Here is a 25,142-nt window from a genome sequence, read left to right as displayed (position 1 = left end):
TGTCGCCGGAGCAATAGAGCGTGGGGCACCCCGCCACCGCGACAGCCCTTGCCCGCGCCCGTCAGAAAAAGCCCGCGAGCCTGGGCGGGAGCCTCCGCGCCGCAAGCACGGCCCCAGACCCACACCCGGACACCCGACCAACCGCTCACGCCTCCCCGGAAACCGTCACATCCCGCCTTCCGACGCCAGCAGCACGCCCAGCAGCACCTCGGCGCCGGCGATGACATGCTCGCGGGTGGCGCTTTCCGAGGGGTCGTGGCTGATGCCGCCCTTGCAGGGAATGAAGATCATCGCAGACGGGCAGAGCCGCGCGACATGGCGGGCGTCGTGCCCCGCTGCCGAGGCCATGCGGCGATAGCCGTGCCCGCCCGCCACGGCGGCCTCGGCGATGCGCGCCTGAAGCACCGGGTCGAAGCGGTTGGAGGGCGCGTTCACCAGCTCGCGCACGTGGCCCTCGCAGGGCGCCGCCTCGCGCTCGACGATCTGGCGCAGCACCTCCGAGGCCCCGTCGAGCACGTCGTTCAGCGGGTGGCGCAGGTCGGTGCGGAAGCGGACCTCGCTGGCGATCACCGAGGGCGCGTTGGGCGTCACCTCGACCCGGCCGATGGTGAAGCGGATATCCGGGTCCGCGAGGCCGACGCTTGCCTGCAGGGCCGAGGCGACACGCGCAAAGGCCATCACCGCGTCGCGCCGCGCCGTCATCGGCTCGGTGCCGGCATGGCCCGCCTGCCCGGTCAGCGTGACCTCGGTGGTGATCTTGCCCTGGATGCCGCTGACCACGCCGATGGGCACGCCCACCGCTTCGAGCACCGGGCCCTGCTCGATGTGCGGCTCGACATAGGCAAGCGGCACGAAGGGCGGGCGCTCGGGCACCGCGGGGAAGGCGGCGTGGATGCGGTCGATCTCGTCGCCGCAGCGGATGCCGTCCGCGTCCTGCGCCGCGCGCACTGCGCCGATGCCGCGCACGCCCGCGAAGACCTCGGAGCCCATCATGCCGGGCGCGAAGCGCGAGCCTTCCTCGTTCATCCAAGCCACCACGATGACGTCGCGGGCGGGCCGGTGCCCGGCGCGGACCATCGCGGTCACCGCCTCGAGCGCGGCCAGCACGCCGAAGACGCCGTCAAAGCGCCCGCCGGTGGGCTGGCTGTCGAGATGCGAGCCCGCCATCAGCGGCGGCAGGCTGCGGTCCTGCCCGGGAAGCGTCAGGAACAGGTTGGCGGCCGCGTCGGTCGAGGGTTCCAGCCCGATCTCGGCGCCCCATGCGATCATCTGCGCCCAGGCCGCGTGCTCCTCGTCCGAGAGCGCCTGCCGGTTGACGCCGCCCTCCCCGAAGCCGCCGATCCGGGCCATCTCCATGAGCCGCGACCAGAGCCGGTCGCCGTCGATCTCCACGCTCATGTGGTGCGCATCACCTGGCCGGGGTCGGCGCGCGGGTCGCGCTTCGTCCAGGCCCCGGCCTCGACCTGTGCGAGGAACTCGGCCAGCAGCTGGTTGAAGAGCTCGGGCTCCTCAAGGTTCAGCGTGTGGCCGGTCTTGGGGAAGATCGCCAGCCCGCAGGCGGGGATGGTCTTCTTGAGATAGACCGAGGTCTGGATGCAGTGGTCGTCCTCGTCGCCGGTCATCACCAGCGTCGGCACCTCCATCCGCGCGAATTCGGCCTCGAGATCGTAGAGCGACGGCCGCCGCGCCTGCACGCCGCGCATGGTCAGCGCCGCGCCGAGATCGTCGTGGTTCGACAGCCGCTCCGAGAACTCGGCCCAGCCGCGCGGGTCCTTGTTCTGAAACTGCACCCGGCTGGCGCCGAGGCCGTAGATCTTGGAAAACTCCTTGGCGCCTCTGGTCTCGAAATTCTCGGCAACCGAGAGCGAGACACCGCGGAAATACTCCTCGTACTGCTTCTCGGCGCCATAGCCCGCGCCCGCGATGGTCAGCGACAGGGCGCGCTCGGGGGCGATCAGGCCGAAATGCGCGGTGGCGAAACCGCCCATCGAGAGGCCCACGATATGCGCCTTCTCGATCCCCAGTGCGTCGAGCACCGCCAGCGCGTCCTCGACGGCGATGCGCTGGGAATACTGCTCGAGATCGGTGGGAATGTCCGAAGGCTTGTAACCCCGCGCCGCGTAGGTGATGCAGCGATGGCGGCGGGAGAAGCGGCGCATCTGCGGCTCCCACGCGTCGTAGTTGCCGCCGAATTCGTGGATGAAGAGGATGGGCGTGCCCTGCCCGGCTTCCTCGACATAGAGCTTCACGCCGTCCCTGGTGGTGATGTGCATATGGGTCTTCCTCTCGAACAGCTTCAGAACAGCGCGGGCACGTCGGTGAGGCCGCGCGCCTTCGTCATCATCGCGGGCAGCAGCGTGCAGAAACGGCGGGCCCAGTCCTCGGGCACGGTGGTCGAGACCTTGATGAAGCCTCCGCCGAACCGCGCGGTGTGGTACTTGCCCTGCCGGATCATCACGCCCTCCTGCCGGTAGGCCTCGACCAGCTGCTCGGGCGTGACGCCCGCGGCTTCGGTGCCGATGCAGAGGAAGTTGGCGAAGCTCGGCCAGACCAGCAGCTCGAGGCCCTCGGTGGCCGCCACCGCCTCGCGGATCATCTGCTGGTTGGCGGTGTTGATGGCGCGCACGGTCTGCATCCACTCGGGCTTCACGCGCAGCCCCGCCTCGGCGCCCCGCTGCGCCACGACCCCCGCACCGAGGATCGAGCTCGAGTAGGCGGCACATTCGTCGATGAGCTCGGGCGCACCCACCAGCGCGCCGACCCGCATCCCCGCGAGCCCCAGCCACTTGGAGAAGCTCACCGAGCAGACCGCGTTCACCGGGTCGATGCGCATGGCGGGCACGTGGTCGGGGGCGAAGTCGCGGTAGGTGCAGTCATGCACCAGCAGCGCGCCCACCGACTTGGCGATCTCGATGAACTGCGCCAGCTCGTCGGCATCGTAGGTGGTGCCGAGCGGGTTGTTGGGATCCACGAGGTAGATCAGCGCGCACCGGTCGTCGACCGACGCCGCCAGCACCTCGGGCGTCAGCTTGTAGCCGGTCCCGGGGCCGAAGATCGGCAGCTCGATGACTTCGGCACCCTGCTGCGTCGCGAAGAGGCCCGGCCATTTCCACGTCGGATCCGAGGTCACGAAGGTGTCGCCCGCGCGGACCTTGGTGCGCACCAGCGTGGCAAGCGCGTTGACGCCGCCCTCGGTCACCAGCGCCCGGCCCGGCACGCCGAGATCCTCGACGATGGCCGCCCGCAGCGACTCGAAGCCCAGCGGCGGAGCATAGGCGTTGTACTCGCCCTTGGCGATCGAGGCGGTCATCGCCTGCGTCACCGCCGGGTGGGCGGGGATATGGTTGGTGTTCTGCCCCATCCAGATCAGCTTTTCGTCGGCAAAGAGCGTGTCGAAATAGCGGTTCCGGATCTCGGCGCCTGAATCCTTGGTCATCTCGGTCGTCCTGTCAGTCCGCCAGCGCCGCGATAAGCATCTCGGCAAAGCGGTTGGTGTCGGCCTTGCGGATCACCCGGGCGTTCGCCGGGGCCGAAGGCCAGAGAAAGTCGATTTCCGCCTCGTCCGGGGTCAGCGGCGTGCAGATCGAGGAATAGGCCCGGGTCAGCTCGCCCTGCGTCTCGACATCGACAAGGCAATCTGCGGTTTCCAGCATGATGGCGTGGTCGATGGCGCAGGCGCAGGTCAGGCTGTCCGGGTGGGTCGAGAGCGGCCGCCCGTAGCGCATCTCGGTGCGCTTGAAGGGCGCTTGGCTGATGGTCATGAAGAAGCGAGAGAGCGGCGTGTCCATGGCCTCGATCACCCGCAGCTTGTCGTCGGGCAGGAGGCCCGAGCTCATCGTCAGCGTCCAGGTCGAGAGCGTCAGCCGAAAGCCCGCGTTGACCACGATCTTGGCGGCCTCGGGATCGACGTAGAAGTTGAACTCGGAAGCGGGCGTGGTGTTGCCGATGGAATTGTCGAGCCCGCCCATCACCCAGAGATGTTTGAGGTTTTGCGCGATCCGCGGCTCTTTCACGTAGGCCGTGGCGATGTTGGTCAGCGGCGCCTGCGCGAGGATCTCGATCTCGCCGGGGTTCGACATGATCGTGTCGATGAGGAAATCGACCGCGTGGCCGTCCTCAGGGCGCTGCTGCGCCTGCGGGAAGCCCGCGTCGCTCATGCCGTCGGCGCCGAAGAATTCCGTGGCATCGACAGGCTTGCGCAGCATCGGCAGCGGGCAGCCCTTCCACACGGGCACGGTGCCCCCGGCGCCTGCCACCTCGAGCGTGTAAAGCGCGTTCTCGACCTGCTGGTCGAAGGGCACGTTGCCGTTGCAGATGGTGATGCCCTCAAGCGTAACATGCGGCGCCTTCAGCGCCAGCAGGATCGAGAAGGCGTCGTCGCCCGCCGTGTCGGTGTCGATGATGAGCCGCATTCAGGCCCCTCCTTTCAGTCTTGGCTCCAGCGCCGCGACCAGCTCGGGCGCGCTCAGCGCCACCGGCTGGCCAAGCGCCTGCGCCAGTTCCACGATGCCCGGCTGCTCGACCGAGACGGCACGCGTGGCGGCGGCATCGGCGAAGAACTCCTGCACCGTCGCATCCACCGCCAGCCGCCCCTCGGCGAGCCCCAGAACCCGGTCCGCATGGGCCGCGACGAACTCCATGTCGTGGCAGACCAGCACGATGGCGCGGCCCGCCGCCTTTTCCTCGGCGATGATCCCGCCCAACAGCAGCCGCCGCGTCGCATCGAGCCCGCGCTGCGCCTCGTCGAAGAGCATGAGATCGGGGCGGCAGGCGATCACCGAGGCCACCGCCACGAACCGCCGCATCGCGGCGTCGAGGTCGAGCGGATGGGTTTCCAGCACCTCGCCAAGCCCGGTGCGCGCGACCGCCTCGTCAAGACGTAGCGCCTGTTCCTCGGGCGTGAGCCCCTGCTGCGCGGGCCCGAAGGCAATCTCGTTCCTGACCGTGGCGTTGAATATCTGCTGTTCGGGGGCCTGGAAGACCGTGCCGATATGGGCGGCGATCTCGCTCACCTTGAGCTTGCCCGCGTCCCTGCCCGCGATGCCCACCGTGCCGGCATCGGGGCGCAGCAGCCCGTTCAGCAGTCGCAGCAGCGTCGACTTGCCCGCCCCGTTGCGGCCCACCACGGCCACGACCTCGCCCGGGCTCACCGAGAACGAGATGTCCCGCAGCACGGGCTTGTCCGGGTCGTAGCCGAAGCGCACCCCGTCGAGGGTCAGGATCGGGCTCATGCCACCACCTCCAGCATCGGGCGCAGCACGGCGGCGACGCGGGCGGGGTCGGCGCTGATCGGCACGCCCTCGGGCCAGACCCCTGCCGCACGCCACAGCAGCGCCGCCTCGGCCACTGCGGGCAGGCCGAAGATCTGCGCGGTGCGCGGATGCGCCAGAAGCCCGGAGGCATCGCCGTCATAGGCGATCCGGCCCTCGTCGAGCAGCACGAAGCGCGAGGCCACGGCCATGGCCGCGCCCAGCGTCACGTCGCACCAGACGATCGCCAGCTCGGCGGGCAGCTTCTCCATCTGCGCGAGCAGCGCGTCGCGGGATTCCGGGTCGAAATTGCCGGTGGGCTCGTCCAGCACCAGCGCGCGCGGCTGCATCGCCAGCGCCGCGGCGATCGAGAGCCGTTGCTGCTCGCCGCCGGACAGCGAGAACGGATCACGCTCGAGCAGGTGGCCGAGGTTGCAGATCCCGACCGCCGCGTCGACCCGGGCGCGGATCTCGGGCTCGGGAAGCTGCAGGTTGCCGGGGCCGAAGGCGATCTCGTCAAGGACCGTGAAGGCAAAGCCCGAGAGCTGCTGCATCGGGACCTGCCCGACGAACTGTACGGTGCCCGCGCGGGTGGCGGCGTCAAGCTCGGCCCACGGCCGGCCCTCGACGGCCACGCCGCCCTCGGAGGCCGCGAAGGTGCCGCGCGGCAGCCAGCCCGCAATCCACTGTGCCAAGGTGCTCTTGCCCGAGCCGTTGCCGCCGAGGATCGCGAGTTTCTCGCCCGCCTCCACCGACATGGACACGTCCTGCAGCACCGGTGTGGCGTCATAGGCGAAACTCAGGTGGTCGACGTCGATCAGTGCCACAGGATGCCTCCGGCGATGAGCACGGGGATGGAAAGAAGGATGATCCAGCGCGCCGCCCGTTGCGCGCCGCTGTCCGCGGGGGCATCCAGCACGGTGCGGTGCGGCATGGCGCGGAAGCCGCGCCCGTCCAGCACCTGCGCCCGGTGGTCGATGTCCGCGAGCGCCAGCGTCACCAGCGGCATGAGGAGCGCGGGAAAGGCCCTGGCGCGCGTCAGGAAGCTGCCCTGAAGGTCGAGCCCGCGCGCCATCTGCGCCTCGCGGATCGCCCGCGCGCGCTGGGTGAAGGGCTCGAGCAGCAGCAGCGGGCTTAAATGACATAGGCCATGCCGGGCGGGAAGTTGTGGGAATCCAGCGCCTTGAGCAGGCGCGCCGGATGGGTCGTGCAGACGAACAGCAGCGAGCCCGAGAGCAGCGCCGCGATCCGCCCGAGGATGCGTACCATGTAGGCGAGCCCGTCGTGGCTTAGGTCGAGCCCGAGGAACGCCGCGCGCGCGCCTTCGTGGTCCACGAGCATCCCGTGGACCACGAAGAGCGCCAGTGACAGCGGCGTCAGCGTGAAGATCAGCCGTCGCGCAAAGACCTTGCCCGCCCCTGCGAAGATGCCGACCGCGATGGCCAGCAGCGCCAGCGGGATCGTGCCCTGTGGCGGCAGCGCAAAGGCCGCCACCGCGCACCACAGCACGAGCGTGAGCTTGGTCAGGGGGTTGAGCCGGTGCAGAAAGCTCCGGCCCGGGACGTAGAGCAGGGCGTGGTCCGTCCCGTTGGGTCGCGCGACGGCCATGGTTCAGGCCTTGGAGTAGCCGTAGAAGGCAAAGCCCGAGGTGAAGCGCATCGGCAGCCGCTTCACGATCAGCCATGCGATCAGACAGGTGAGGATCTTGTCCGCGAGGTTCTGCACGAGGTTCGCGATGGCGACCGACTGCACCAGCTCCTGTCCCACGGCGAGCAGGTAGGCGGTGGCAAAGTCGGTGCCCGCGCCGGTCACGCCGCCGAACATGTAAACGATGATCGGCACTGCCACGATGGTCGAGATCACGCCGATCACGGCGCTGGCGGCAATGGTCATGCCGACGGACTTGAACCAGCCCATGCGTGCGAGGATCCCCGCCAGCGCGCCGATCACCAGCGACACCGGGAAGAAGGCCGCGGCCACCGGGTCCGAGATCAGGCCCCAGATCAGGTTGGTGAGCACGCCGGTCAGCGCGCCCGCGAAGGGACCCGCGAGGATGCCCACCAGTATGGTGCCCACCGCGTCGACGTAGAGCGGCAGCTTGATCCACACGGCGATCTGGCCGACCACCACGTTGATGACGATGGCCACGGCCATCAGAACGAGCGACTTGGTATCGAGTTTCATCTGTCCTTAGTCCCTGTTATTTCGGTTGCTTTTGGTCTTATCCGTTTGATTTTCCGGTGTCTTCCGCTGCGTTGCGGATGACGAGCTCGGCATAGCCCGAGGCGTCGCAGGGCTCGCGCGTGAAGCTCAGCCCGTCGAGCACCAGCAGCACGATCTCGAGCGTGGTGTAGACCCGGCAGCCGCGCATCATGTGGCCGCCGATCATCCGCCCCGCGCCGTCCGAGATCGACAGGTGCACATGCGCGCCCCCGGAGGCCGAGGCCTCGGCCCCGTTCAGCGCCTCGCCCGGGGCGGCGCATTCCAGCGTGCCGATCAGCGAGCAGATCTCGAAATGGCCCTCGAGCCGGGTGGTGTCGTTCTGGTTGGCGTAGCGGATCGCCGCGTGGGTGAGCGAGCCCACCGACGAGACGATGGCGCAGGCCGCGATGCCGTGGTCGACGACGAATTGCTGCAGCGTGCCCAGCACCTCCTCGCCCGGTTTCAGGCGCAGGGCGACGTGACGGCCGGTGCTGTAGAGCGGGGTGTCGACGGTAGAATTCATGGGCGGGTCTCCATCTCGGTCTGGGCCTGCATGGCGGCACGCACGAGCGGCAGCGGCACCGGGCGCAGCGGCAGGTGGGCGCGGTTGTAGGATGCCTTGTCCGCCGGCACGCCCGCCTGCGCAAGCGCGGCGGCGATGCCCGCGCCACAGATCCGGCCCTGGCAGGGGCCCATGCCGGCGCGGGTCCAGGTCTTCACGGCAAAGCTCTCGTGCGCGCCCTCGGCGATGGCGGTCGCGATGTCTCCGGCAGTGACGTCCTCGCAGCGGCAGATAAGCTCGTCCTCCGGCAGGGCGACGGGCAGGCCCTGCGGCGGCGGGTAGAGCTGCGCGAGAGCTGAAGCAAAGGCGCGGGCGTTGCCGAGCGCCTGCGTGGCGCCGGTGACGTCCGGAGCGGAAAAACCGAGCGTCCGGGCGGCACCGGCCCCCGCGATCCGCCCCGAGAGCTGCGCCGGGACGGCGCCGCCGATGCCCAGCGTCTCGCCCGCGGCCCAGAGGCCCGCCACCGTGGTCCGGCCATCCGCATCGGCGCGGCAGTGCCAGCCGCCGAGCGCCGCGTGGAAGTCATGCGCGGCGTCAAGCGCGGTGGTAAGGTCGATGACCGGCTGGAAGCCGTAGCCGATGGCGAGCGTGCCCACGCCGTCGATCTCCCGCGCGCGGCCCATGACGGGTTGGCCCGAGGCAGACAGCGGCGCGATCTCCACCGCCTCGAGCCGGTCGGTCCCCAGCGCGCGCGTGACCATGTGGCCCACGTGCCGCGCCGCCCCGCTGCGGCGCAGATCGAGGCCCAGCCGCGCCGCCTCGGCCAGCTTGCCCGGGTGTCGGGCGAAGACCTTGGCGACATCTGCAGGCAACGGGCGCTGCATCTCGACGAAATGATCAAGCCGCTGCCCCGCCTTGGCAAAGCTCTGCGCCACGGCCAGCAGGAACGGCCCGCTCCCCGCCAGCACGGTCTTGCCCGGAAGCGGCAGCGCACCGGTGCCGGTCTTCAGGAGCCGCTGCGCCGCGCCCGCGCCGATGACGCCGGGCAGCGTCCAGCCCGGGAAGGGCAGCGGACGTTCCATGGCGCCTGCGGCCACCACCAGCGCCTTGGCTTCGACGGCGAGCGCCCGGCCCGCGTGATTCACCGACAGGCAAAAGCCCCCCGGAACGCAGGCGCCCCAGAACACCTCTGCGCCGCAGAGGATCTGCGCGCCCGCCTCTCCCGCGGCCCGCGCCGCCGCGCGCCCCAGCGCCACCGGAGCGGTCGCCGCAAAGGGGCTCTCCGCCTGCGTCGGCTGCATCGCGTATTGCCCGCCGGGCGTCGCGAAGGCGTCGAGGCAGACCACCCGCGCCCCGGCTTCGGCCGCGGCGCGCGCGGCGGCAAGCCCGGCGGGGCCCGCGCCCACCACCGCCACGTCGCAGGAGAGGTGCGCGGCGCTCATGGCCGGTCCTCCGGTTGGTCCGTGCGGACAGACATGCCCGCACGGGTGCGCTCGAGGCAGGCGCGGGACCATGCGCCATCGACCACGACCACACATTCGAAACAGAGCCCCATGCCGCAGAACATGCCCCTCGGGGCGCCCTGCCTGGGGCTCTGCCGCCAGAACGGCGCGCGGGCCATCAGCACCTCGGTCAGGGGCAGCCCCTCGGCGCAGGTGACGGGTGCGCCGTCGAGCAGGATCTCGACTTCGCTCATGCGGCCACCTGCGTGAAGCGCTGCGGCGCATAGAGCGCGCGGGCGTCGGCCTGCAACGCACCGGGCAGCAGCGCGGCGCCGATGATCTCGCCTGCGAGGAACCGGCCCAGCATCAGCGACCGGCAATAGCCCGAGCCGTTGTCGCCGGCGCAGACCCAGAGCCCCTCGGGGCCCACCGCACCGGCAAGGAAGCGGGCGTCGGGCGAGACCGCCTCGAACCGCACCCACGAGCGCAGCAGCGGGATCTCGGCGAGCGACGGGAACAGCGTGGCGAGTGTGTCGATCGAGGTGAGAACGAAACCGCTCGGCACCTCGCGGACCGTGTCCTTGGCCTCGGGCGGGGTCTCGATGAAATCGACGACGGTGTTGAAGAGGATCTGCCCCGACCCCGCCTGCTGGATCTGCGTGTAGCCGCTCGCCACCCCGCCGCGGCTTTCCACGGCGCTGACGATGCGGCGGATGGTGCCCGGGGGCTGGCGCAGCGCGGCGAGGCATTGCGCCTGACGCGGCACCAGCGGCAGGCAAACGCCCGCGCTCACACTGATCTCCTGCGACCACGGCCCCGAGGCCAGCACCACTTGCCCCGCGCGGATCTCGGCGCCGTCCGCCATGCACACCCCGGCGATGCGCCCGGCCTCGACCAGCAGCCCGGCGACGGGGGCATGGTCCAGCGCCACGGCACCGGCGGCGCGGGCCTCGGCCAGAACGGTGCGGGCAGCGAGGAAGGGGTTCACCGTCGCGGTGTCGGGCGCGAAGGTCGCGCCCAGCACGGGACCGGTGAGCCGGGGCTCGACCTCGGCAAGCCCGGCGGGGGTCAGCATCCGGCAGGGCGCGCCGAGCGCGCGTTCCTCGGCCACCCAGCCCTCGCCGCTCTCCATGCCTTCGGCGTCGAGGATGAAGCCCACCTGCCCCTGCGCAGTGTGCTCGAACGGGTTGCCGGTGCGCTCCGCGAAGGCGCGCCAGAGATCGCAGGCGTGGGCCATCACGCCATATTCCGCGAGCCCGTGCATGTGCGTGCCGATGGCGGCGAGGCTGCCGCCGGTGACCGCGCCGCCGAAGCTCTTCGCCTCGAGCAGCAGCGGCTTCGCCCCCGCCTCTGCCAGCGCAAGCGCCACCGAGAGGCCGACGATTCCGCCGCCCACCACGATGACCTCTGCGCTCTGCGGCAGCGTGGTCACATCACGCCTCCCAGCCGGTGCGACGGAACGCCTCGGGCGCCGCCTGCCAGAAGCGCGCATCGCGCAGCCCCTCGGTGGCGGGCACCGTCTCGCCCAGCTCGCGCATCGCGGTCACGGCGCTCTCCATGTGGGCGGGGTCCGGGAAGCCCAGCCCTTCGGTCAGCGTGGCGCCGGTGAGCGACAGCGCACGGATGGCGGCAAGCTGCGCCTCTTCCTCGGGCGCGCTCCGGTCGGGCCGCACGGCGAGGCAGGCGGCCACGGCGCGGGCGGGGTCGTCAAAGGCCATGGTCCAGCCCTCGAGCACCGCGTTCACCACCGCCTGCACCACACCCGGTTCCTCCTCAACCAGCGCGGCCGAGGCGATGAGCCCGTCCTTGAGGATGCCGCAGCCGGTGTCCTTGCCGTCGAAGATCACCAGATCCTCGGGCGGGATGGCGTGCTCGACCATGTGCAGCTCGTGGTAGCAGGTCATCTGGCCGGTCGCGGTCTCGCCGGTGAGGAAGGGCGCCACGGTGTCGGGCATCTCGACCCGGGTCACCGCATCCTCGGGCAGGCCCGCGCGCGACAGCATCCAGCGCAGCTCGAGATCCTCGTGCCCCGGCCAGACCCCGGCGCGTTTCCCCGCCAGATCGGCGAGCGTCGCGATCCCGTCCGAGCGGCGGGCGGGATAGACCAGCGGGCTTTTCTGCTGGATCGCGAGCAGCCAGCGCAGCGCAGCGGGGTCAGAGGATTCCACCAGATGCGCGGGGCTCGCCACGCACATCTCGGTGCGGCCCTCCAGCACCGCGTTCACGTGCTTGCACGAGAAATCCAGCCCCTCGCAGACGATCTGCACCCCGGCGTCGTTGCCGAGGCCAAGCTCTTCGGCCAGCAGATAGCCCGCGAACTGGGCCTGCTTGTGCCACAGAAGGCGGATGCGGATCTCTCTCATGCTCTTCTCCGTGATTGGGCCGGGCCGCAAAGGTCCGGCCCGGTCTGTCGCTTACTCGCAGGCGATGTCGCGGAACTCCGCGGGGGCGGCGTCGACGAACCGGTTGGTGAAGGCCGCCGTCAGGTCGATCTCGCTGTCGATCAGCTTGGCGCCCAGCAGGATGGCCTGCGCGGTCTCGTAGTCGGCGGCGTCGGTGGTGCCGAACTTGCCCTCAAGCGTGGGCCCGGCGCAGGCGATGTCCTTCATCGCCTCGATCTGGCGGGTCTGGAAGGCGGCATCAAGCTCGGAGTTGTACTTGACCATCACCTCGGCCGCGGCGGCGGGATCGGCGAAGGCCGCCTGCCAGCCGCGCAGCGAGGCGTCGACGGCGGCCTGCACCGCCTCCGGGTGCTCGGCGATCTGCTCCTCGGTGGTGAAGAGCCCGCCCGAGATCAGCGCGGAGTCGTAGTCGCCGGGCTCGAAGAACACGAGATCCTCGGGCGCGTAGCCGTTGTCGTAGACCAGCTGCAGCTCGTTGTAGCGGGTGACCTGCATCACCTCGTAATCGCCGTTGAGCCACGAGACGATGTCGTAGCCCTGGCTCACCACGTCGACGTCGGATTGCGCCACGCCCGCGTTGTTGAGCATGGCGAGGAACTCATGTTCGTCGCCGCCGAACCACAGCCCGACCGAGTGGCCGGGCATGTCCGCGAGCGTCCCGATCCCCGCGTCCTTGCGGGCGATGTAGGTGCTGGCGGCCTTCTGGCCCCACTGGCTGACCATTACCAGCGGCACGCCGTTGGCGCGGGCGGCGATGATCTGGTTGGGGTGGCCGATGCCGTAGGTGTCGACCCCGGTCGCGACCATGACGGCGGGCTTGATGTCGGGGCCGGCGGGGCGCAGCTCCATCTCGATACCGGCCTCGTCGTACCAGCCGTTTTCCAGCGCCATGATGGGGCCGGCGAACTGGCCCTGCATGACCCATTCGAGCCGCATGGAGTCGGCCTCGGCCGCGAGCGGCGCGGTGGCGAGGGCAAGCCCGCAGATCAGTGTCTTTTTCATCGTGGGATCTCTCTGTTGGGTGGGGGCGCCGGGGTTGTCCCCGGTCTTCAGGGATCGGTGGACATCGAGGCGTGCCAGGGGACGAAGATCCGCTCGAGCATCGCCACGACGAGGAAGAACAGGATGCCCATGAGCGCCGAGAGCAGCATCGCCGCCCAGAGTTTTGGCATGGCCATGGTGCGGTAGGTGGTCATGATGACGAAGCCCAGGCCCCGGTCCGCCTGCACGAACTCGGCCACGATGGCGCCGATGACCGAGAAGGTGACGTTGAGCTTCAGTCCCACGAAGACGTAGGGCAGCGCCGAGGGCAGCCGCATCTTGAAGAAGGTCTGCAAGGGCGAGGCGGCGGCGATGTGGAAGACGTCGGCCACGGTGCGGTCGTAGCTCTGCAGCCCCTTCATCATGTTCAGCGCCAGCGGGAAGAACGACAGGAAGGCGGTAACCGCGATCTTCGAGCCGATGCCGTGGCCGAACCAGATGATGATGATCGGCGCGATGGCCACCACGGGGATGGTGTTGGCCGCGATGATGAAGGGCAGGAAGCCGCGCGCGAGGAAGCGCGAATAGGCGAAGGCCGTGCCCAGCAGCGCGCCGAGCGCCGAGCCGATGACGAAGCCCGCGGTCGCCTCCCACGCGGTGATGCCCGAGTTGCGCGCAAGGCCCGGCACGTCGTTCAGCGCCGCCGTCAGGATGGCCGAGGGCGCGGGCAGGATGTAGGGCTTGATGCCAAGCGCGGCGCAGGCCCATTCCCAGCCCGCGATCAGCGCCACGAGGATCAGCACCGCGGGCCAGCTGCGCTCGGCGACGTCGAGCAGCCTGTGCGAAAGCGGGGCGGTGCGCCGGGGGACCGGGGCGGCAAGCGTGCTGTCAGACATTGGCGTAGCCCTTCTCGAGCTCGCGGCTGCCGGCGCGGACGAGGTCCTCGTACGCGGGCAGAAGCCGGGTCCCGAGGCTGCGCGGGCGTGGAAGCGGGTCGTCGAGGATACGCTCGATGCGGCCGGGGCGCGGGGTCATGACGACGATGCGGTCCGACAGCAGCACCGCCTCGCGGATCGAGTGGGTCACCAGCACCACCGAGACGCCGGTCACCTCGTGGATGCGCGCGAGTTCCATGTTGAGACGGTCGCGGGTGATCTGGTCGAGCGCGCCGAAGGGCTCGTCGAGCAGCAGCAGGTCGGGCTCCGTCGATAGCGCCCGGGCGATGGCGGCGCGCTGGCGCATGCCGCCCGACAGCTGGCGCGGCCAGGCGGCCTCGAAGCCGGTCAGGCCGACAAGCTCGATGAGCGCGCGGGCCCGCGCCTCGCGGTCCCTGCGGGAGGCGCCGCGCAGCTCCAGAGGCAGCGCGATGTTGTCGAGCACCGAGCGCCATTCGAGCAGTGCCGCCTCCTGGAAGACGAAGCCGATGCGCCGGTCGAGCCGCTCGGCCCGCGGCGTCCGGCCCTTGATCGACACCGTTCCCTGCGTCGGCGTCAGCAGGTCGCCCAGCACCCGAAGCAGCGTGGACTTGCCGCAGCCCGAGGGGCCGATCAGCGACACGAACTCGCCCTGCGCGATGCCGAGGCTCACCTCGGACAGCGCGATCACGTCCCGGCCCCGGCCCCTGTAGACCAGCGACAGGTCCCGGACCTCGGCAGAGAGCGCCTCAGCCATAACGGTTGCCTCCGGCGAACCAGTCGCCAAAGCCCTCGGTGGTGCGCACGGTGACCGAGCCCTTGATCAGGTAGCCCTTCAGCGCGTCCCAGCCGTTCTCGTGGCCGTAGCCGCTTTCGCCCGAACCGCCCCAGATCGAGCGCGGGTCGTTCTTGTGGTGGTCGTTGATCCAGACCACGCCCGCCTTGAGCCGGTCCACCACGCGATGCGCCAGCAGGATGTCGCGGGTCCAGACCGAGGCCCCAAGCGCGTAGGGCCCGTCATTGGCGAGTTGCACCGCCTCGTCCTCGGTGTCGAAGGGCGTGACCGACACCACGGGGCCGAAGATCTCGTCCCGGAACAGCGCATTTTCGGGCGACACGTTGGCAAAGACCGTGGGCGGAACGAAGAAACCGCCCGCGACGTGTGCGGGCAGCTCGGGCAGGACGCCCCCCGCCACCAGCCGCGCCTCGGTCTCTCTGGCGCGTTCGATGACGCCCATGCAGCGGTCGCGCGAGGCGGCCGAGATCACCGGGCCGATGTCGGTCTCGACCAGCGCCGGGTCGCCCTGACGCAGCGCGTCCACCCGTTCGGAGAGCTTCGCGACGAAGGCGTCGTAGACCCCGCGCTGCACGAGGAAGCGGCTGCCCGAGACGCAGGTCTGCCCCGCCGCCACGAAGCCCGCGAAGAGCGCCCCCGCCACCGCCTCGTCGAGCTCTGCGCTGTCGAAGACCACCACCGGCGTCTTGCCGCCCAGCTCCAGCGTGCAGGGCACCATGCGTTCGGCCGCGGCCCTGGCGACGATCTTGCCGGTCGCGGTGCCTCCGGTCAGGTCGATGTGGGAGACGTGTTCGTTGGCGACCAGCGCGGCCCCGGCCTCGGCGCCGCCGGTCACCACGTTGATGACACCGTTGGGAATGCCCGCCTCGACCGCCCATTCCGCCAGCAGAAGCGGCGTGATCGGGGCGAGTTCCGAGGGCTTCACCACCACCGTGTTGCCGGCGGCAAGCGCCGCGGCCAGCTTCTTGACGAGGATCAGGATCGGGTGGTTCCACGGCGTCAGCAGCGCGCAGACGCCGTAGGGCCGGTACCGGGTGTAGGTCAGGAACCCGCCCTTGACCCGGTTCGATCCGCCCTCGAGCCCCAGCGCGATGCCGGCGAAATATTCGAACCACTCGGGGATGCGGCCCATCTGGGCGCGCATCTCGCGGATCGGACGGCCGGTGACCGCCGCCTCGAGCGCCGCAAGCTGCCCCATGCGGGCCCGCAGGATCCCCGCCAGCGCCCGAAGAAGGTGGCCGCGCTCGTCACTGTCGAGCGCGGCCCAGTCGGGGAAGGCACGGGCCGCGGCGGCGCAGGCGGCGTCGACATCGGCGGCAGAGGCTTCGGCGACACTCCAGGCCTCGACGCCAGTGGCCGGGCGGCGCACCGCGCGGCGCGCGCCCGATATCCCGCCGTGCCAGTGCCCGCCGTAGTGCAGCGGAAACGCCTGTGCAGGGATCGGGTCCAGCGTGGGGCGGAAGGTGTCGACGGTGTCGGGCATCAGATGATCGAGGCCCGCGAGGTGATGCCGCCGTCGACTGTGAAGATCGCGCCGGTGGTGTAGCCCGACCGCTCCGAGGCGAGGAAGGCCATCAGGTCGGCGATCTCGCGCACCTTGGCAGGGCGCTTCAGCGGATAGGTGCCGAGCAGCTCCTCCCAGCGGCTCTCGTCGCCGTACCAGTCGACGGCGCGGCGCTTGAGCAGCTTGTAGATGCGGCTGGTGTCGACGGGGCCGGGGTTCACGCCCACCACGCGGATGTTGTCGTCAAGCGCCCTGCCCCCGAGCGCCTTGGTAAAGGCCATGAGGCTGGCGTTACCGGTGGTGCCCGCGATGTAGTCGGGGTCGAAGTTCTCGCCCGCGTTGCCGATGTCGTTGATGATGACGCCGCCTCCGGCCGTCTTCATCCGCTCGTAGAACACCCGGCACATGTTGATGTAGCCGAAGACCTTCAGGTCCCAGTTCTCGCGCCATGCGGCATCGTCCGTGGACCACAGGTTGCCGCCCGGGATGACGCCCGCGTTGTTGATCAGGATGTCGATGTCGCCCACCTGCTCGGCCAGCGCGATCGGCGCCTCGCCCCCGGTCAGATCCATCGGGTAGACCGAGACCTCGGCGCCATGGGCCTTGCGCAGCCGCTCCGCGATGGCCTCCAGCTTGTCGGCGCTGCGGGCGGTAAGGTGCAGGATCGCGCCCTCTTCGGCAAAGACTTCGGCAATGCCCTCGCCGATGCCCTGCGATGCTCCGGTGATGAGAACGCGCTTGTCGCGAAGCTCCAGATCCATGGGAATTCCTTGTCTGCGGCCGGGCCTTCGCGAAACGCTATGCGGCACGGCGATCTTAGGTTACTGAAGAGCAGGTCGACACGCTGCACGCGGCGTGTATACACGAAATTGCTTCATTTGGCGAAAATCTTCAAATGTTGCACAATAATTAATCTGATTTGCGGGCCCTGCGCCCGCGAAACAGTCACACAGGTCGCGACGGAGGCAGTTTGGCAGACCAGATCCGCGAAGAAGAGTCGCACGGGATCACCGTGGAGGCGCCCGCCGTCCTCCGGTCCGAACCCTCGCGGCCCGCGACCCGGGCCGAAGAGATCGCCGCCGCGCTCGAGGACGAGATCGTCCAGGGCGAGCTCGCGCCGGGCCAGCGGCTCGACGAGCAGGTGCTCGGCAAACGCTTCCGGGTCTCGCGGACCCCGGTGCGCGAGGCGCTGCGCCTGCTCGGCGCCAGCGGCCTCGTCACGCTCGAACCCCGGCTCGGCGCCATCGTCGCGCGCCCCACGGTGAGCGAGATCTTCGACCTCTTCGAACTGGTGGGCGAGATGGAGGCGGTGGCGGCGCGCCTCGCCTGCGAGCGCATGGGCGACGCCGACCGCGAGCGCATCATGGCCACCCACGACGCCTGCCGCGTGGCCGGGCGCAGCGGCGATGCCGAGGCCTATATCGAGCGCAACGATGCCTTCCACGCCGCCATCCACATCGCCTCGGAAAACCGCGCGCTGCGCGACCAGATCCAGCTTCTGAACAAGCGGCTGGCGCCCTACCGGCGCTTCATCACCTTCCGGCCCGAGCGCAAGCAGGCGGCGGAGCAGGAGCACGAGGTGCTGGCCCGCGCGCTTCTGAAGGGCGACGCGGATGCCGCCGCCCGGGCGATGAAGGAACACGTGAAGATGCTGGCGGAAGACGCCTTCGTGCTGGCGCGCAGCCTGCGGCTCTGACGCCCCTGCCTGCCGACACATCTTGTCGCAGACCTTCCTGCCCGACGCCGGCCCCTACGAGCTGGAGTGGTTCGACGGGTTCCAGCGCCTCGCCACTTCGCCCGGCAATGCCGCGCGCTTTCAGGGTCCTTTTGGCGAGATCGACATGCGCGACCGGCTCGGACCGCTGCGCGCGCCCACCATCGCGCTGCATTCCAAGGACGACATGCGCATCCCGCCCGACATGGGGCGGGCGCTGGCCTCGGGCATCCCCGACGCGCTGGTCGTGCCGCTTGTGCGGGGCCGGCGCGGTGCTACGCTGCCCGCAGGAGGGGCCGATGACCGAGCATGACCACCCGGACCGCGACAGGCCGGGCTTCCGCCGCATTCCCGACCTCGACGGCCGCACCTTCCTCATCTGCATCGGCGCGATGAAGGCCGCGACCTCGTGGCTCTTTGCGCAGCTTCAGGCGACCAAGGGCGTCACGGTCTCGCCGCTGAAGGAAGTGCATTTCTTCGACGCCCGCTTCGCCACCAACGCGCTGATGGATGCCGACGCGATGGCCATGGCGCGGCTCGCCTTCCACATCGAGCAGCCCGGCGACAAGCCTGCGAACCTGCGCCGCCGCCCGGCCTTCCGAGCCAGCCTCGACCGTGCCCGTATGATCTACGACCCCAACGCCTATTTCGAGCATTTCGCCGGGCTCTGCCGGGCCGACACGAAGGTGCTCGCGGACATCACTCCCGCCTACGCCTGCATCGGCGCCGAGGGGTTCCGCTATATGCGCGCAGCCATTGCCTCGCAGCGGATGAGGCCGCGGGTGCTGTTCATCCTGCGCGATCCGGTCGACCGGCTCTGGTCGCACATCCGCTTCCTGCGGCAGCTGCGGCCCGGTACCGACCCGATCTGCGACTGGCCCGAGCTGCTGGAAAATCCGGTGACACTGGCGCGCTCGGACTACCGGCAGACGATCCTGGATCTGGAAGAAGCCTTCGCCCCGGAGGAGATCAGCTATCTCTTCCACGAGACGCTCATCCCCGACGGTTTCCGGCGCCTGTGCGATGAGCTGGGCGTCAGGCCGCAGGCCATCGACACTGAGACCCGGTACAACCGCACCGAATTCAACGCCGAGCTGCCTGCCCCGGCCCGCGTCGCCTTTCGCGAGACGCTCGAACCACAATACACCTTCTGTATCAAACGCTTCAGAGAAAATTTTCCATCAGACTGGCAAGTCTGACCAGCGCTGTAGCGCCCGCCCGGCTACGCGGAGAGCGTGCCCGCCCTCAGGTTCAGCCGGACGGAAGCGTTCAGAACAGGCCGTCGTCGTAGCGGTCGCTCACATCGTATCCAGGGTCGAAATGGCTATCGAGATCGACGCCGCGGTCATCGAACGGGGCCCCGCGATCCCGGGGCGGCCCGAGGTCCAGCTTGGCGAGGGTGTTGAGAACGGCTTCGGCCACGGCCTCGTTATCGGCAAGGGCTTTCAGAGCGGCTTCCTTGATCTGGAAGCCGGGGCGTAATTCCTCGGTCATATCAATGTCTCCAAAAGGCACGCCCCCGGTTGGTCTCGACAAGTTGGTCTGGGCAAGGGGCGCAGCCAAAACACTACCGCAAAACCCGCCCGAAGTCCACGAAACCGGGCCCGAGACCCCTGAAATGGCGGGATTCCTTACCTTTGTTATGCACGCATAGGATGTTTCTGCGATGCACAACAGTAGCGAGACGCAGCGCGCGGAGTTATAATATTTTCCTTTTATACCGGATCTTTATATGCCGCTCCTAACAAATCACATGAGGTTGGTTTGCGGAAATGGATAGAAGCGCGGAGCAAGGCTGGCCGCCCCTCTCGCAACGGCACAGGCCTGGGGAGCGAGCGCACGTATCGCAGGTACAACCCCGAGAACACACTTTCGCTCGTATAGTTATTATAAAACATATAGATATAGCGTGTATATAAACCATGAAATGAACAGTGGTCTGCGCTTGTTCTGCCCTCCCGACCGCACCGCCCAGGCCGCCCACACCCTTACCCTTCGACCTGTCGTTCCCGCCGTCGCGCTTTGGTTGTGTCGCGCCGTGCGCATCCTGCTTGTCGAAGATCACGAGGGTTTCGCCGCCACCATCGCGGTCCGGCTGGGACGCGACGGCCAAAGCGTCGACATCGAGACCGACGGCAACCGCGCCGCCGCCCTGCTGAGCCACAAGGACTTCGACCTCGTCCTTCTCGACGTGAACCTGCCCGGGCACATTGGCTTCGAGAGCCTGCGCGAGCTCCGCCTTGCCGGCGACGACATACCGCTTCTCGTCCTCACCCCGCGCGGCGAGATCGACGAACGCATCCCAGGGCCCGACACCGGGGCGGACGACTTCGTCGTCAAGCCCGTCGACCTTGGCGAGCTGGCGGCGCGCTGGTCTTCGACGCGGCCGACCGGGTGGCCCTGGTCGTGCTGCTGCTGTCACGGGGCTCGAGGTGACCGAACTGTGGCGGCCGCTTGTCCCGGTGCAGCTCGTGGGGCTCGCGGTGCTGCCGATCGAGCTGATCCTCTCGACCCACGCCGACCACTTCGGGCCGGTCGCCGGTGGTGCTTCAGATCACCGGACCGGCGGGGGTGCATCCGGCGGCCACGGTGCACGCGTTCGTGATCGGCAACATCGTCGACACCTTCATCAGCCCGGTCTCTCCGGCGATGTGGCGCGCGCTTGGCCTCACGCGGGCCGAAATCGGGAACCATATTCTATATTCTAATTCCTAAATAAGTGCTTGCAAGATAATCCTCATGTAGTTTGGCCACATTCTGGCGGCTCTATTAATGGGTATCGGCGGGGCCGTTTCGCACGAATTTTGGGCAGTCCCGCATCCTGCATCGATTATGCATCAATTGCCGCGCGGCTTTGACTGTCGGCCCCTTGTTCTGCGATGCAGCGACGCCTAGATTGGTCCACGAGGCACGGTAACGTGCCAGTGGAATTTGCCGGGCTCTCTCCTCCTCCCTGAGCCCTGCAATTCAGCGGCGGCCCCTCTCCTCCTCCCTGGGGTCGCCGCGCTCCCACTTCCTCCATGACAAAGCCGGTTCTCGCAGGTCGCGCATCCCCCGTATCGCGTCCCTTCGGCGGCGCCGCGTGCAGACTTTCCGATAAATGACCGCCAATGGGACAGCGCGCGCGTGGTGCGGTGCAGGAGACGGGCGCCAAGCTCGTCCCCGAGCGCGTCCAGCCGGCGCGACGTCACCATGGGCGCGAGGCCCAGGTGGCGGGGTGCTGGCGGGGCTGGCGGTGATCGTGCGGCTGCGCTTCCGCCGGCTGCGGTAACACCTGCGCCGCCCGGTGCCTCAGGCAGGCGCCGGATCGGGGCCGAAATCGAAGCTCTCGACGTCGCGGATATAGGCCTCGAAGAAGTCGGTGAAGGTCTCGACCAGCGGCGGCAGCTTCTCGTAGGGCGGGTAGTAGAGCATGAGGTTGAGCGGCGCGATCTGCCAGTCCGGCAACACCACCTCGAGCGCGCCCGAGGCCAGCCCCTCGCGCACGAGGAAATCCGGCAGGTTCACCATGCCGTTGCCCGACACCGCCATGGCGTGGAGGAATTCGCCGTTGTTCGACACCACGTCGGTGCCCGCCCGCACCGTCCGGCGCAGGCTGCCGCGGGTGAAGGTCCAGCTCTCGGCTGCGCCGCCGTGGCCGTAGGAGAGGCACTGCGCGGGCGGCAGCTCTTCCGGCGTTTCGGGCCGCGGGATGCGGTCGAAAAGCGCGGGCGCCGCTACCACCTGCCGGGGCACATGGCAGATCCGGCGCCAGATCGTCGACTTGTCGCCCGGCGGGTCCGAGATACGGATGGCGAGGTCGCAGCTCTCGTCGAGGATGTCGACCAGCACGTCGGTGAGCTGCACGTCGAGCGCGATGTTGGGATAGGCCAGCCGGAAGCTCGCCACCAGCCCGGGCATCAAGCGCATGCCAAAGGACATGGGCGCGTTGATCGCCAGCCTGCCGCGGTCGGGGCGGGTGGTGCGGGTGATCTCTTCGGTGACGCGGTCGAACTCCTCGAGCACGGGGCGGTAGCGCGCCGCGACCATCGCCCCCGCCCCGGTGAGCGAGACCTGCCGGGTGGTGCGCAGGAGCAGCTGCTGGCCGAGGTCTTCCTCGAGCTGGGCGATGATCCGGGTGATCGAGGCCGGCGTCATGCGCAGGCTGCGGGCGGCGCCGGCGAAGCTGCCCTGCTCGACGACGCTCAGGAACACCCGAATGGGCTTGATGGTCTGAATGGCGGTCTGCATGCCGCCAAATTGTTATCATAGAGCGCAATAGTAAATGGCATAAAGCTTCTATTCCTGAAAATGATCCCCGCCCTTACCTTGGTTGCAACAGGAACAATCCCGCGATGGAGAGAGACGATGATCGAGGACATCAAAGGGCTGCACCACGTCACCTCGATGGCGGCGGATGCGGCCGAGAACAACCGCTTCTTCACCGACACGCTCGGACTGCGGCGGGTCAAGAAGACCGTCAACTTCGACGCCCCCGAGGTCTACCACCTTTATTACGGTGACGAGATCGGCACGCCCGGGTCTGTGATGACCTACTTTCCCTTCGGCCAGATGCCGCAGGGGCGCCGGGGCACCGGCGAGGTCGGCGTGACCGAGTTCGCCGTGCCGGATGGCGCGCTCGGCTACTGGAAGGACCGGCTGGCCGCCAGGGGCGTGACCGGGCTGAGCGAGGACAGCTTCCTTGGCGAGACGCGGCTGAGCTTCGACGGTCCCGACGGCGACGGCTTTGCGCTGGTGGAAAGCGCCGAGCGCGGGCGCAGTGCCTGGACCGGGACGGACGTGCCCCCGGACGCGGGCATCCTCGGCTTCCACGGCGCCCGGATGCGGTTGCGCGACAGCGCTGCCACCGCCGAGCTGCTGGGCTTCATGGGCTACCGGAAGGACGAGACCGACGGCGCCGTGACCCGCTACCGGATCGAGGGCGGCAACGCCGCCGACACCATCGACCTCGAGACCGTGGCCGGCGGCAGGACCGCCGCGCAGGGGGCGGGATCGGTGCACCACATCGCCTTCGCCGTCGAGAACCGCGCCGCCCAGCTTCGGGTGCGCGACGCGCTGCTCGACACCGGTTACCAGGTGACGCCGGTGATCGACCGTGATTACTTCTGGGCGATCTACTTCCGCACCCCCGGCGGCGTGCTCTTCGAGATCGCCACCAACGAACCCGGCTTCGACCGGGACGAGGACACGGCGAAGCTCGGGCAGGCGCTGAAGCTGCCGACCCGCTACGAGCCGTTCCGCGACCGGATCGAACACCTTCTGCCCGCCATCGGAGCCTGAGCGCCATGACCCGGACCCTGAGCTACCACGCCCGCACCCGGGCCCCCGAGCCCGGTGCTCCGCTGGTCTTCGCCTTCCATGGCACCGGCGGCGACGAGCACCAGTTCTTCGACCTCGTGCGACAGATCCATCCCGGCGCGGGCATCGTCTCGCCCCGCGGCGACGTCTCGGAGGGCGGTGCCGCGCGGTACTTCCGGCGCACCGGCGAAGGGGTCTACGACATGGAGGACCTCGCCGGCCGGACCGCGCGGATGGTGGCCTTCGTGGCCGGGCACAAGGCCGCGCACCCGGGCGTGCCGGTCTACGGCTTCGGCTATTCCAACGGCGCCAACATCCTCGCCTCGGTGGTGATGGCGCGGTCCGATCTCTTCGACCGGGTCGGGCTGCTGCACCCGCTGATCCCGTGGCAGCCGGCGCCGGCGGATCTTGGCGGGCGGCGCGTGCTGGTCACCGCCGGGCGCCGCGATCCGATCTGCCCGTGGCCGCTGACCGAGGGGCTGCTGACGTGGCTTGCCGACAATGGCGCCGAGCTCCGGACCGAGGTCCACGACGGCGGCCACGAGGTGAGGCAGGGCGAGATCTCCGCCCTTGCCGAGCTGCTCACCGCATGACCTGCCCCGGCGCCCCCCTTCCCGGGCGCCGGAGGCCTCCCCTCGCCGCAACGCTCGGGACGCGGCCGCCCCGGTGCCGGGCCGGTTCCGCCCGGATCTCTGAACCGGCCCCCCTGAAGGAGTCATCACAATGAGCGATCCGATCATCCGCTACAGCGAAACCGACAGTAAGGCGCGCTACGTCGCCACGGTGGAAGGCGTCGCGGGCGAAGGCGAGTTGACCATCTCCAAGGTCTCGCCGACGCTCATCATCGCCGACCACACCGCCGTGCCCGACAGCATGCGCGGCATGGGTATCGCCAGGGCGCTGGTGCTGCGGCTGCTCGAGGACGCCCGGGGCAAGGGCCAGCGCATCGTGCCGCTCTGCCCCTTCGTGCGCGGCTATGCCATGCGCCACCGCGACGACACCGCCGACGTCATCCAGTGGTGACGTACCGGGTCGCAGGATCCCCGGACACGGCGCGGCGGCGCGCAGGTCGTGCGGGCGAGGCATCGCCCGTGCCAGGACGACACACAGGACAGAGGCGCTAATGCCGTCCGCCCCAGAGGAGACCCGACATGAGCTGGAACCCCACCCAGGACCCCGAATGCCCGAGCTTCGGCTGCGGTGCGCTCGAGACGCTGATCATCCCCCGCGCCCGAGACATCGGCGGCTTTGACGTCCGCCGCGCCCTGCCCTCGCCGAAACGGCAGATGGTCGGACCGTTCATCTTCTTCGACCAGATGGGCCCGGCCGAGTTCATCACCGAGGGTGGCATCGACGTGCGCCCGCACCCGCATATCGGGCTCGGCACCGTCACCTACCTGTATCAGGGCGAATTCGAGCACCGCGACAGCATCGGCAGCCACCAGATGATCTACCCCGGCGAGGTCAACTGGATGACCGCGGGCCGGGGCGTGACCCATTCCGAGCGCACCAGCGAGAACACCCGTGGCACCCGCCACAGCCTGTTCGGCGTCCAGACATGGATCGCCCTGCCCGAGCATCTCGAAGAGACCGACCCGGCCTTCGAGCACCACGGCAAGGAGGTGCTGCCAGTGATCTCGGACGCGGGCTGCGAGGCGCGGCTGATCCTCGGCGCGGCCTATGGCGCGCAGAGCCCCGTGGCGATGCCGACCGAGACCTTCTACCTTGACGTGGTGCTGCAGCCCGGCGCGGCTTTCCCGCTGCCCGACGATCAGGAGGACCGCGGGATCTACGTCACCGAAGGTGCGATCGATGTCGCCGGCGACATCTTCGAGGCAGGCCGGATGATGGTGTTCCGCCCGGGCGACCGGATCTCGGTCAAGGCCGGTCCGCAGGGCGCGCGGCTGATGGCGCTTGGCGGGGCCACGATGAACGGGCCGCGCTACATCTGGTGGAACTTCGTGTCGTCCTCGAAGGACCGGATCGAGCAGGCCAAGGAGGACTGGAAGGCCGCGGACTGGGCCAACGGCCCGTTCCGGCTGCCGCCGGGCGACGAAAAGGAGTTCATCCCGATCTCCCCCGAGCTCGACCGCACCCGGCCCCGCGGCTGGGACTGACTGCGGGCATGGCGCGCTGTC

At 69.3% G+C, this 25,142-nt stretch carries 29 protein-coding genes; 8 read left to right on the top strand and 21 right to left on the bottom strand.

The features are described 5' to 3' along the window. Window positions 1–165: 165 nt before the first annotated feature. From BLQ77_RS14060 to BLQ77_RS13975, 19 genes are read right to left on the bottom strand one after another with little or no spacing between them, the layout of a single operon-like run. Window positions 166–1,398 (bottom strand): Zn-dependent hydrolase, encoded by a 1,233-nt coding sequence (locus BLQ77_RS14060; RefSeq protein WP_089960218.1) that lies wholly within the window; start codon window positions 1,396–1,398, stop codon window positions 166–168. Continuing rightward, on the bottom strand, window positions 1,395–2,273 hold the full coding sequence (locus tag BLQ77_RS14055) for an alpha/beta fold hydrolase (protein WP_008887699.1): 879 nt from the start codon (window positions 2,271–2,273) through the stop codon (window positions 1,395–1,397). Before BLQ77_RS14055 ends, BLQ77_RS14060 begins: the two co-directional genes overlap by 4 nt. A 23-nt stretch (window positions 2,274–2,296) precedes the next feature. After that, entirely contained in the window at window positions 2,297–3,436 is a 1,140-nt protein-coding gene (locus tag BLQ77_RS14050; RefSeq protein ID WP_089960216.1) for a pyridoxal phosphate-dependent aminotransferase, read from the bottom strand. Between the two features lie 13 nt (window positions 3,437–3,449). Beyond that, on the bottom strand, window positions 3,450–4,412 hold the full coding sequence (locus BLQ77_RS14045) for a nucleoside hydrolase (protein ID WP_089960213.1): 963 nt from the start codon (window positions 4,410–4,412) through the stop codon (window positions 3,450–3,452). Continuing rightward, window positions 4,413–5,231 (bottom strand): energy-coupling factor ABC transporter ATP-binding protein, encoded by an 819-nt coding sequence (locus tag BLQ77_RS14040; RefSeq protein WP_089960208.1) that lies wholly within the window; start codon window positions 5,229–5,231, stop codon window positions 4,413–4,415. Continuing rightward, window positions 5,228–6,076 carry an energy-coupling factor ABC transporter ATP-binding protein gene (locus BLQ77_RS14035; RefSeq protein ID WP_165617107.1) on the bottom strand — a complete coding sequence of 283 codons (849 nt, stop codon included), beginning with the start codon at window positions 6,074–6,076 and terminating at the stop codon, window positions 5,228–5,230. Before BLQ77_RS14035 ends, BLQ77_RS14040 begins: the two co-directional genes overlap by 4 nt. After that, window positions 6,067–6,324, bottom strand: a complete 258-nt coding sequence (locus BLQ77_RS28765; protein ID WP_165617106.1) for an energy-coupling factor transporter transmembrane component T family protein — start codon at window positions 6,322–6,324, stop codon at window positions 6,067–6,069. The genes BLQ77_RS14035 and BLQ77_RS28765 overlap by 10 nt, the downstream gene beginning before the upstream one ends. Before the next feature lie 59 nt (window positions 6,325–6,383). After that, entirely contained in the window at window positions 6,384–6,857 is a 474-nt protein-coding gene (locus BLQ77_RS14030) for an energy-coupling factor transporter transmembrane component T family protein (RefSeq protein WP_089960203.1), read from the bottom strand. Between the two features lie 3 nt (window positions 6,858–6,860). After that, complete coding sequence (locus tag BLQ77_RS14025; RefSeq protein ID WP_089960201.1) at window positions 6,861–7,433, bottom strand: ECF transporter S component; 573 nt, start codon at window positions 7,431–7,433, stop codon at window positions 6,861–6,863. A 37-nt stretch (window positions 7,434–7,470) separates the two neighbouring features. Then, window positions 7,471–7,974, bottom strand: coding sequence for a PPC domain-containing DNA-binding protein (locus tag BLQ77_RS14020; protein WP_089960199.1), 504 nt, complete (start codon window positions 7,972–7,974; stop codon window positions 7,471–7,473). Further along, window positions 7,971–9,395 carry a (2Fe-2S)-binding protein gene (locus BLQ77_RS14015; RefSeq protein WP_165617105.1) on the bottom strand — a complete coding sequence of 475 codons (1,425 nt, stop codon included), beginning with the start codon at window positions 9,393–9,395 and terminating at the stop codon, window positions 7,971–7,973. The genes BLQ77_RS14020 and BLQ77_RS14015 overlap by 4 nt, the downstream gene beginning before the upstream one ends. Then, on the bottom strand, window positions 9,392–9,649 hold the full coding sequence (locus BLQ77_RS14010) for a 2Fe-2S iron-sulfur cluster-binding protein (RefSeq protein ID WP_089960194.1): 258 nt from the start codon (window positions 9,647–9,649) through the stop codon (window positions 9,392–9,394). The genes BLQ77_RS14015 and BLQ77_RS14010 overlap by 4 nt, the downstream gene beginning before the upstream one ends. Next, entirely contained in the window at window positions 9,646–10,827 is a 1,182-nt protein-coding gene (locus BLQ77_RS14005) for an NAD(P)/FAD-dependent oxidoreductase (protein WP_165617104.1), read from the bottom strand. The genes BLQ77_RS14010 and BLQ77_RS14005 overlap by 4 nt, the downstream gene beginning before the upstream one ends. A 1-nt stretch (window position 10,828) precedes the next feature. Then, complete coding sequence (locus tag BLQ77_RS14000) at window positions 10,829–11,758, bottom strand: ABC transporter substrate-binding protein (protein ID WP_089960187.1); 930 nt, start codon at window positions 11,756–11,758, stop codon at window positions 10,829–10,831. A 51-nt stretch (window positions 11,759–11,809) separates the two neighbouring features. After that, window positions 11,810–12,799, bottom strand: a complete 990-nt coding sequence (locus tag BLQ77_RS13995; RefSeq protein WP_008887740.1) for an ABC transporter substrate-binding protein — start codon at window positions 12,797–12,799, stop codon at window positions 11,810–11,812. Between the two features lie 47 nt (window positions 12,800–12,846). Further along, window positions 12,847–13,674 (bottom strand): ABC transporter permease, encoded by an 828-nt coding sequence (locus BLQ77_RS13990; RefSeq protein ID WP_089960184.1) that lies wholly within the window; start codon window positions 13,672–13,674, stop codon window positions 12,847–12,849. Further along, on the bottom strand, window positions 13,667–14,449 hold the full coding sequence (locus BLQ77_RS13985) for an ABC transporter ATP-binding protein (RefSeq protein ID WP_089960181.1): 783 nt from the start codon (window positions 14,447–14,449) through the stop codon (window positions 13,667–13,669). Before BLQ77_RS13985 ends, BLQ77_RS13990 begins: the two co-directional genes overlap by 8 nt. Then, window positions 14,442–15,971 (bottom strand): aldehyde dehydrogenase family protein, encoded by a 1,530-nt coding sequence (locus BLQ77_RS13980; protein WP_089960178.1) that lies wholly within the window; start codon window positions 15,969–15,971, stop codon window positions 14,442–14,444. Before BLQ77_RS13980 ends, BLQ77_RS13985 begins: the two co-directional genes overlap by 8 nt. Beyond that, window positions 15,971–16,753, bottom strand: coding sequence for an SDR family oxidoreductase (locus tag BLQ77_RS13975; protein ID WP_008887710.1), 783 nt, complete (start codon window positions 16,751–16,753; stop codon window positions 15,971–15,973). The genes BLQ77_RS13980 and BLQ77_RS13975 overlap by 1 nt, the downstream gene beginning before the upstream one ends. Before the next feature lie 209 nt (window positions 16,754–16,962). On the opposite strand from BLQ77_RS13975, the gene BLQ77_RS13970 reads away from it, so the two are divergent. From BLQ77_RS13970 to BLQ77_RS13960, 3 genes are read left to right on the top strand one after another with little or no spacing between them, the layout of a single operon-like run. Beyond that, entirely contained in the window at window positions 16,963–17,688 is a 726-nt protein-coding gene (locus BLQ77_RS13970) for a GntR family transcriptional regulator (protein WP_165617103.1), read from the top strand. A gap of 22 nt (window positions 17,689–17,710) precedes the next feature. Then, window positions 17,711–18,019, top strand: coding sequence for an alpha/beta fold hydrolase (locus BLQ77_RS13965; RefSeq protein ID WP_089960170.1), 309 nt, complete (start codon window positions 17,711–17,713; stop codon window positions 18,017–18,019). Next, window positions 18,006–18,905: a hypothetical protein gene (locus BLQ77_RS13960; RefSeq protein WP_089960166.1), complete on the top strand. Its 900-nt coding sequence runs from the start codon at window positions 18,006–18,008 to the stop codon at window positions 18,903–18,905. Before BLQ77_RS13965 ends, BLQ77_RS13960 begins: the two co-directional genes overlap by 14 nt. Window positions 18,906–18,975: 70 nt before the next feature. On the opposite strand, the gene BLQ77_RS13955 is transcribed toward BLQ77_RS13960, so the two are convergent. Continuing rightward, complete coding sequence (locus BLQ77_RS13955; protein WP_089960161.1) at window positions 18,976–19,200, bottom strand: hypothetical protein; 225 nt, start codon at window positions 19,198–19,200, stop codon at window positions 18,976–18,978. A gap of 433 nt (window positions 19,201–19,633) precedes the next feature. Between BLQ77_RS13955 and BLQ77_RS29045 the strand changes: the two genes are divergently transcribed. Further along, window positions 19,634–20,311 carry a response regulator transcription factor gene (locus BLQ77_RS29045; protein WP_207545843.1) on the top strand — a complete coding sequence of 226 codons (678 nt, stop codon included), beginning with the start codon at window positions 19,634–19,636 and terminating at the stop codon, window positions 20,309–20,311. 686 nt (window positions 20,312–20,997) lie between these two features. Here BLQ77_RS29045 and BLQ77_RS13940 read toward each other — a convergent pair. After that, window positions 20,998–21,936, bottom strand: coding sequence for a LysR family transcriptional regulator (locus tag BLQ77_RS13940; RefSeq protein WP_089960154.1), 939 nt, complete (start codon window positions 21,934–21,936; stop codon window positions 20,998–21,000). A 117-nt stretch (window positions 21,937–22,053) separates the two neighbouring features. Here BLQ77_RS13940 and BLQ77_RS13935 point away from each other — a divergent pair, with 117 nt between their 5' ends. The 4 genes from BLQ77_RS13935 (at window position 22,054) to BLQ77_RS13920 (ending at window position 25,121) form a co-directional block, all read left to right on the top strand. Next, window positions 22,054–22,986, top strand: coding sequence for a VOC family protein (locus tag BLQ77_RS13935; RefSeq protein ID WP_089960152.1), 933 nt, complete (start codon window positions 22,054–22,056; stop codon window positions 22,984–22,986). 5 nt (window positions 22,987–22,991) lie between these two features. After that, a complete protein-coding gene (locus BLQ77_RS13930; RefSeq protein ID WP_089960148.1) occupies window positions 22,992–23,597 on the top strand; it encodes an alpha/beta hydrolase in 606 nt (201 codons plus the stop codon). 130 nt (window positions 23,598–23,727) lie between these two features. Continuing rightward, window positions 23,728–24,027, top strand: a complete 300-nt coding sequence (locus BLQ77_RS13925; protein WP_089960144.1) for a GNAT family N-acetyltransferase — start codon at window positions 23,728–23,730, stop codon at window positions 24,025–24,027. A gap of 128 nt (window positions 24,028–24,155) precedes the next feature. Continuing rightward, window positions 24,156–25,121: a pirin family protein gene (locus BLQ77_RS13920; protein WP_089960141.1), complete on the top strand. Its 966-nt coding sequence runs from the start codon at window positions 24,156–24,158 to the stop codon at window positions 25,119–25,121. Window positions 25,122–25,142: the final 21 nt, after the last annotated feature.

This window comes from Salipiger thiooxidans (assembly GCF_900102075.1).
Classification (GTDB): domain Bacteria; phylum Pseudomonadota; class Alphaproteobacteria; order Rhodobacterales; family Rhodobacteraceae; genus Salipiger; species Salipiger thiooxidans.
The sequence above is the reverse complement of the archived record's forward strand: the minus strand, read 5'-3'. Positions and strand labels throughout refer to the sequence as shown.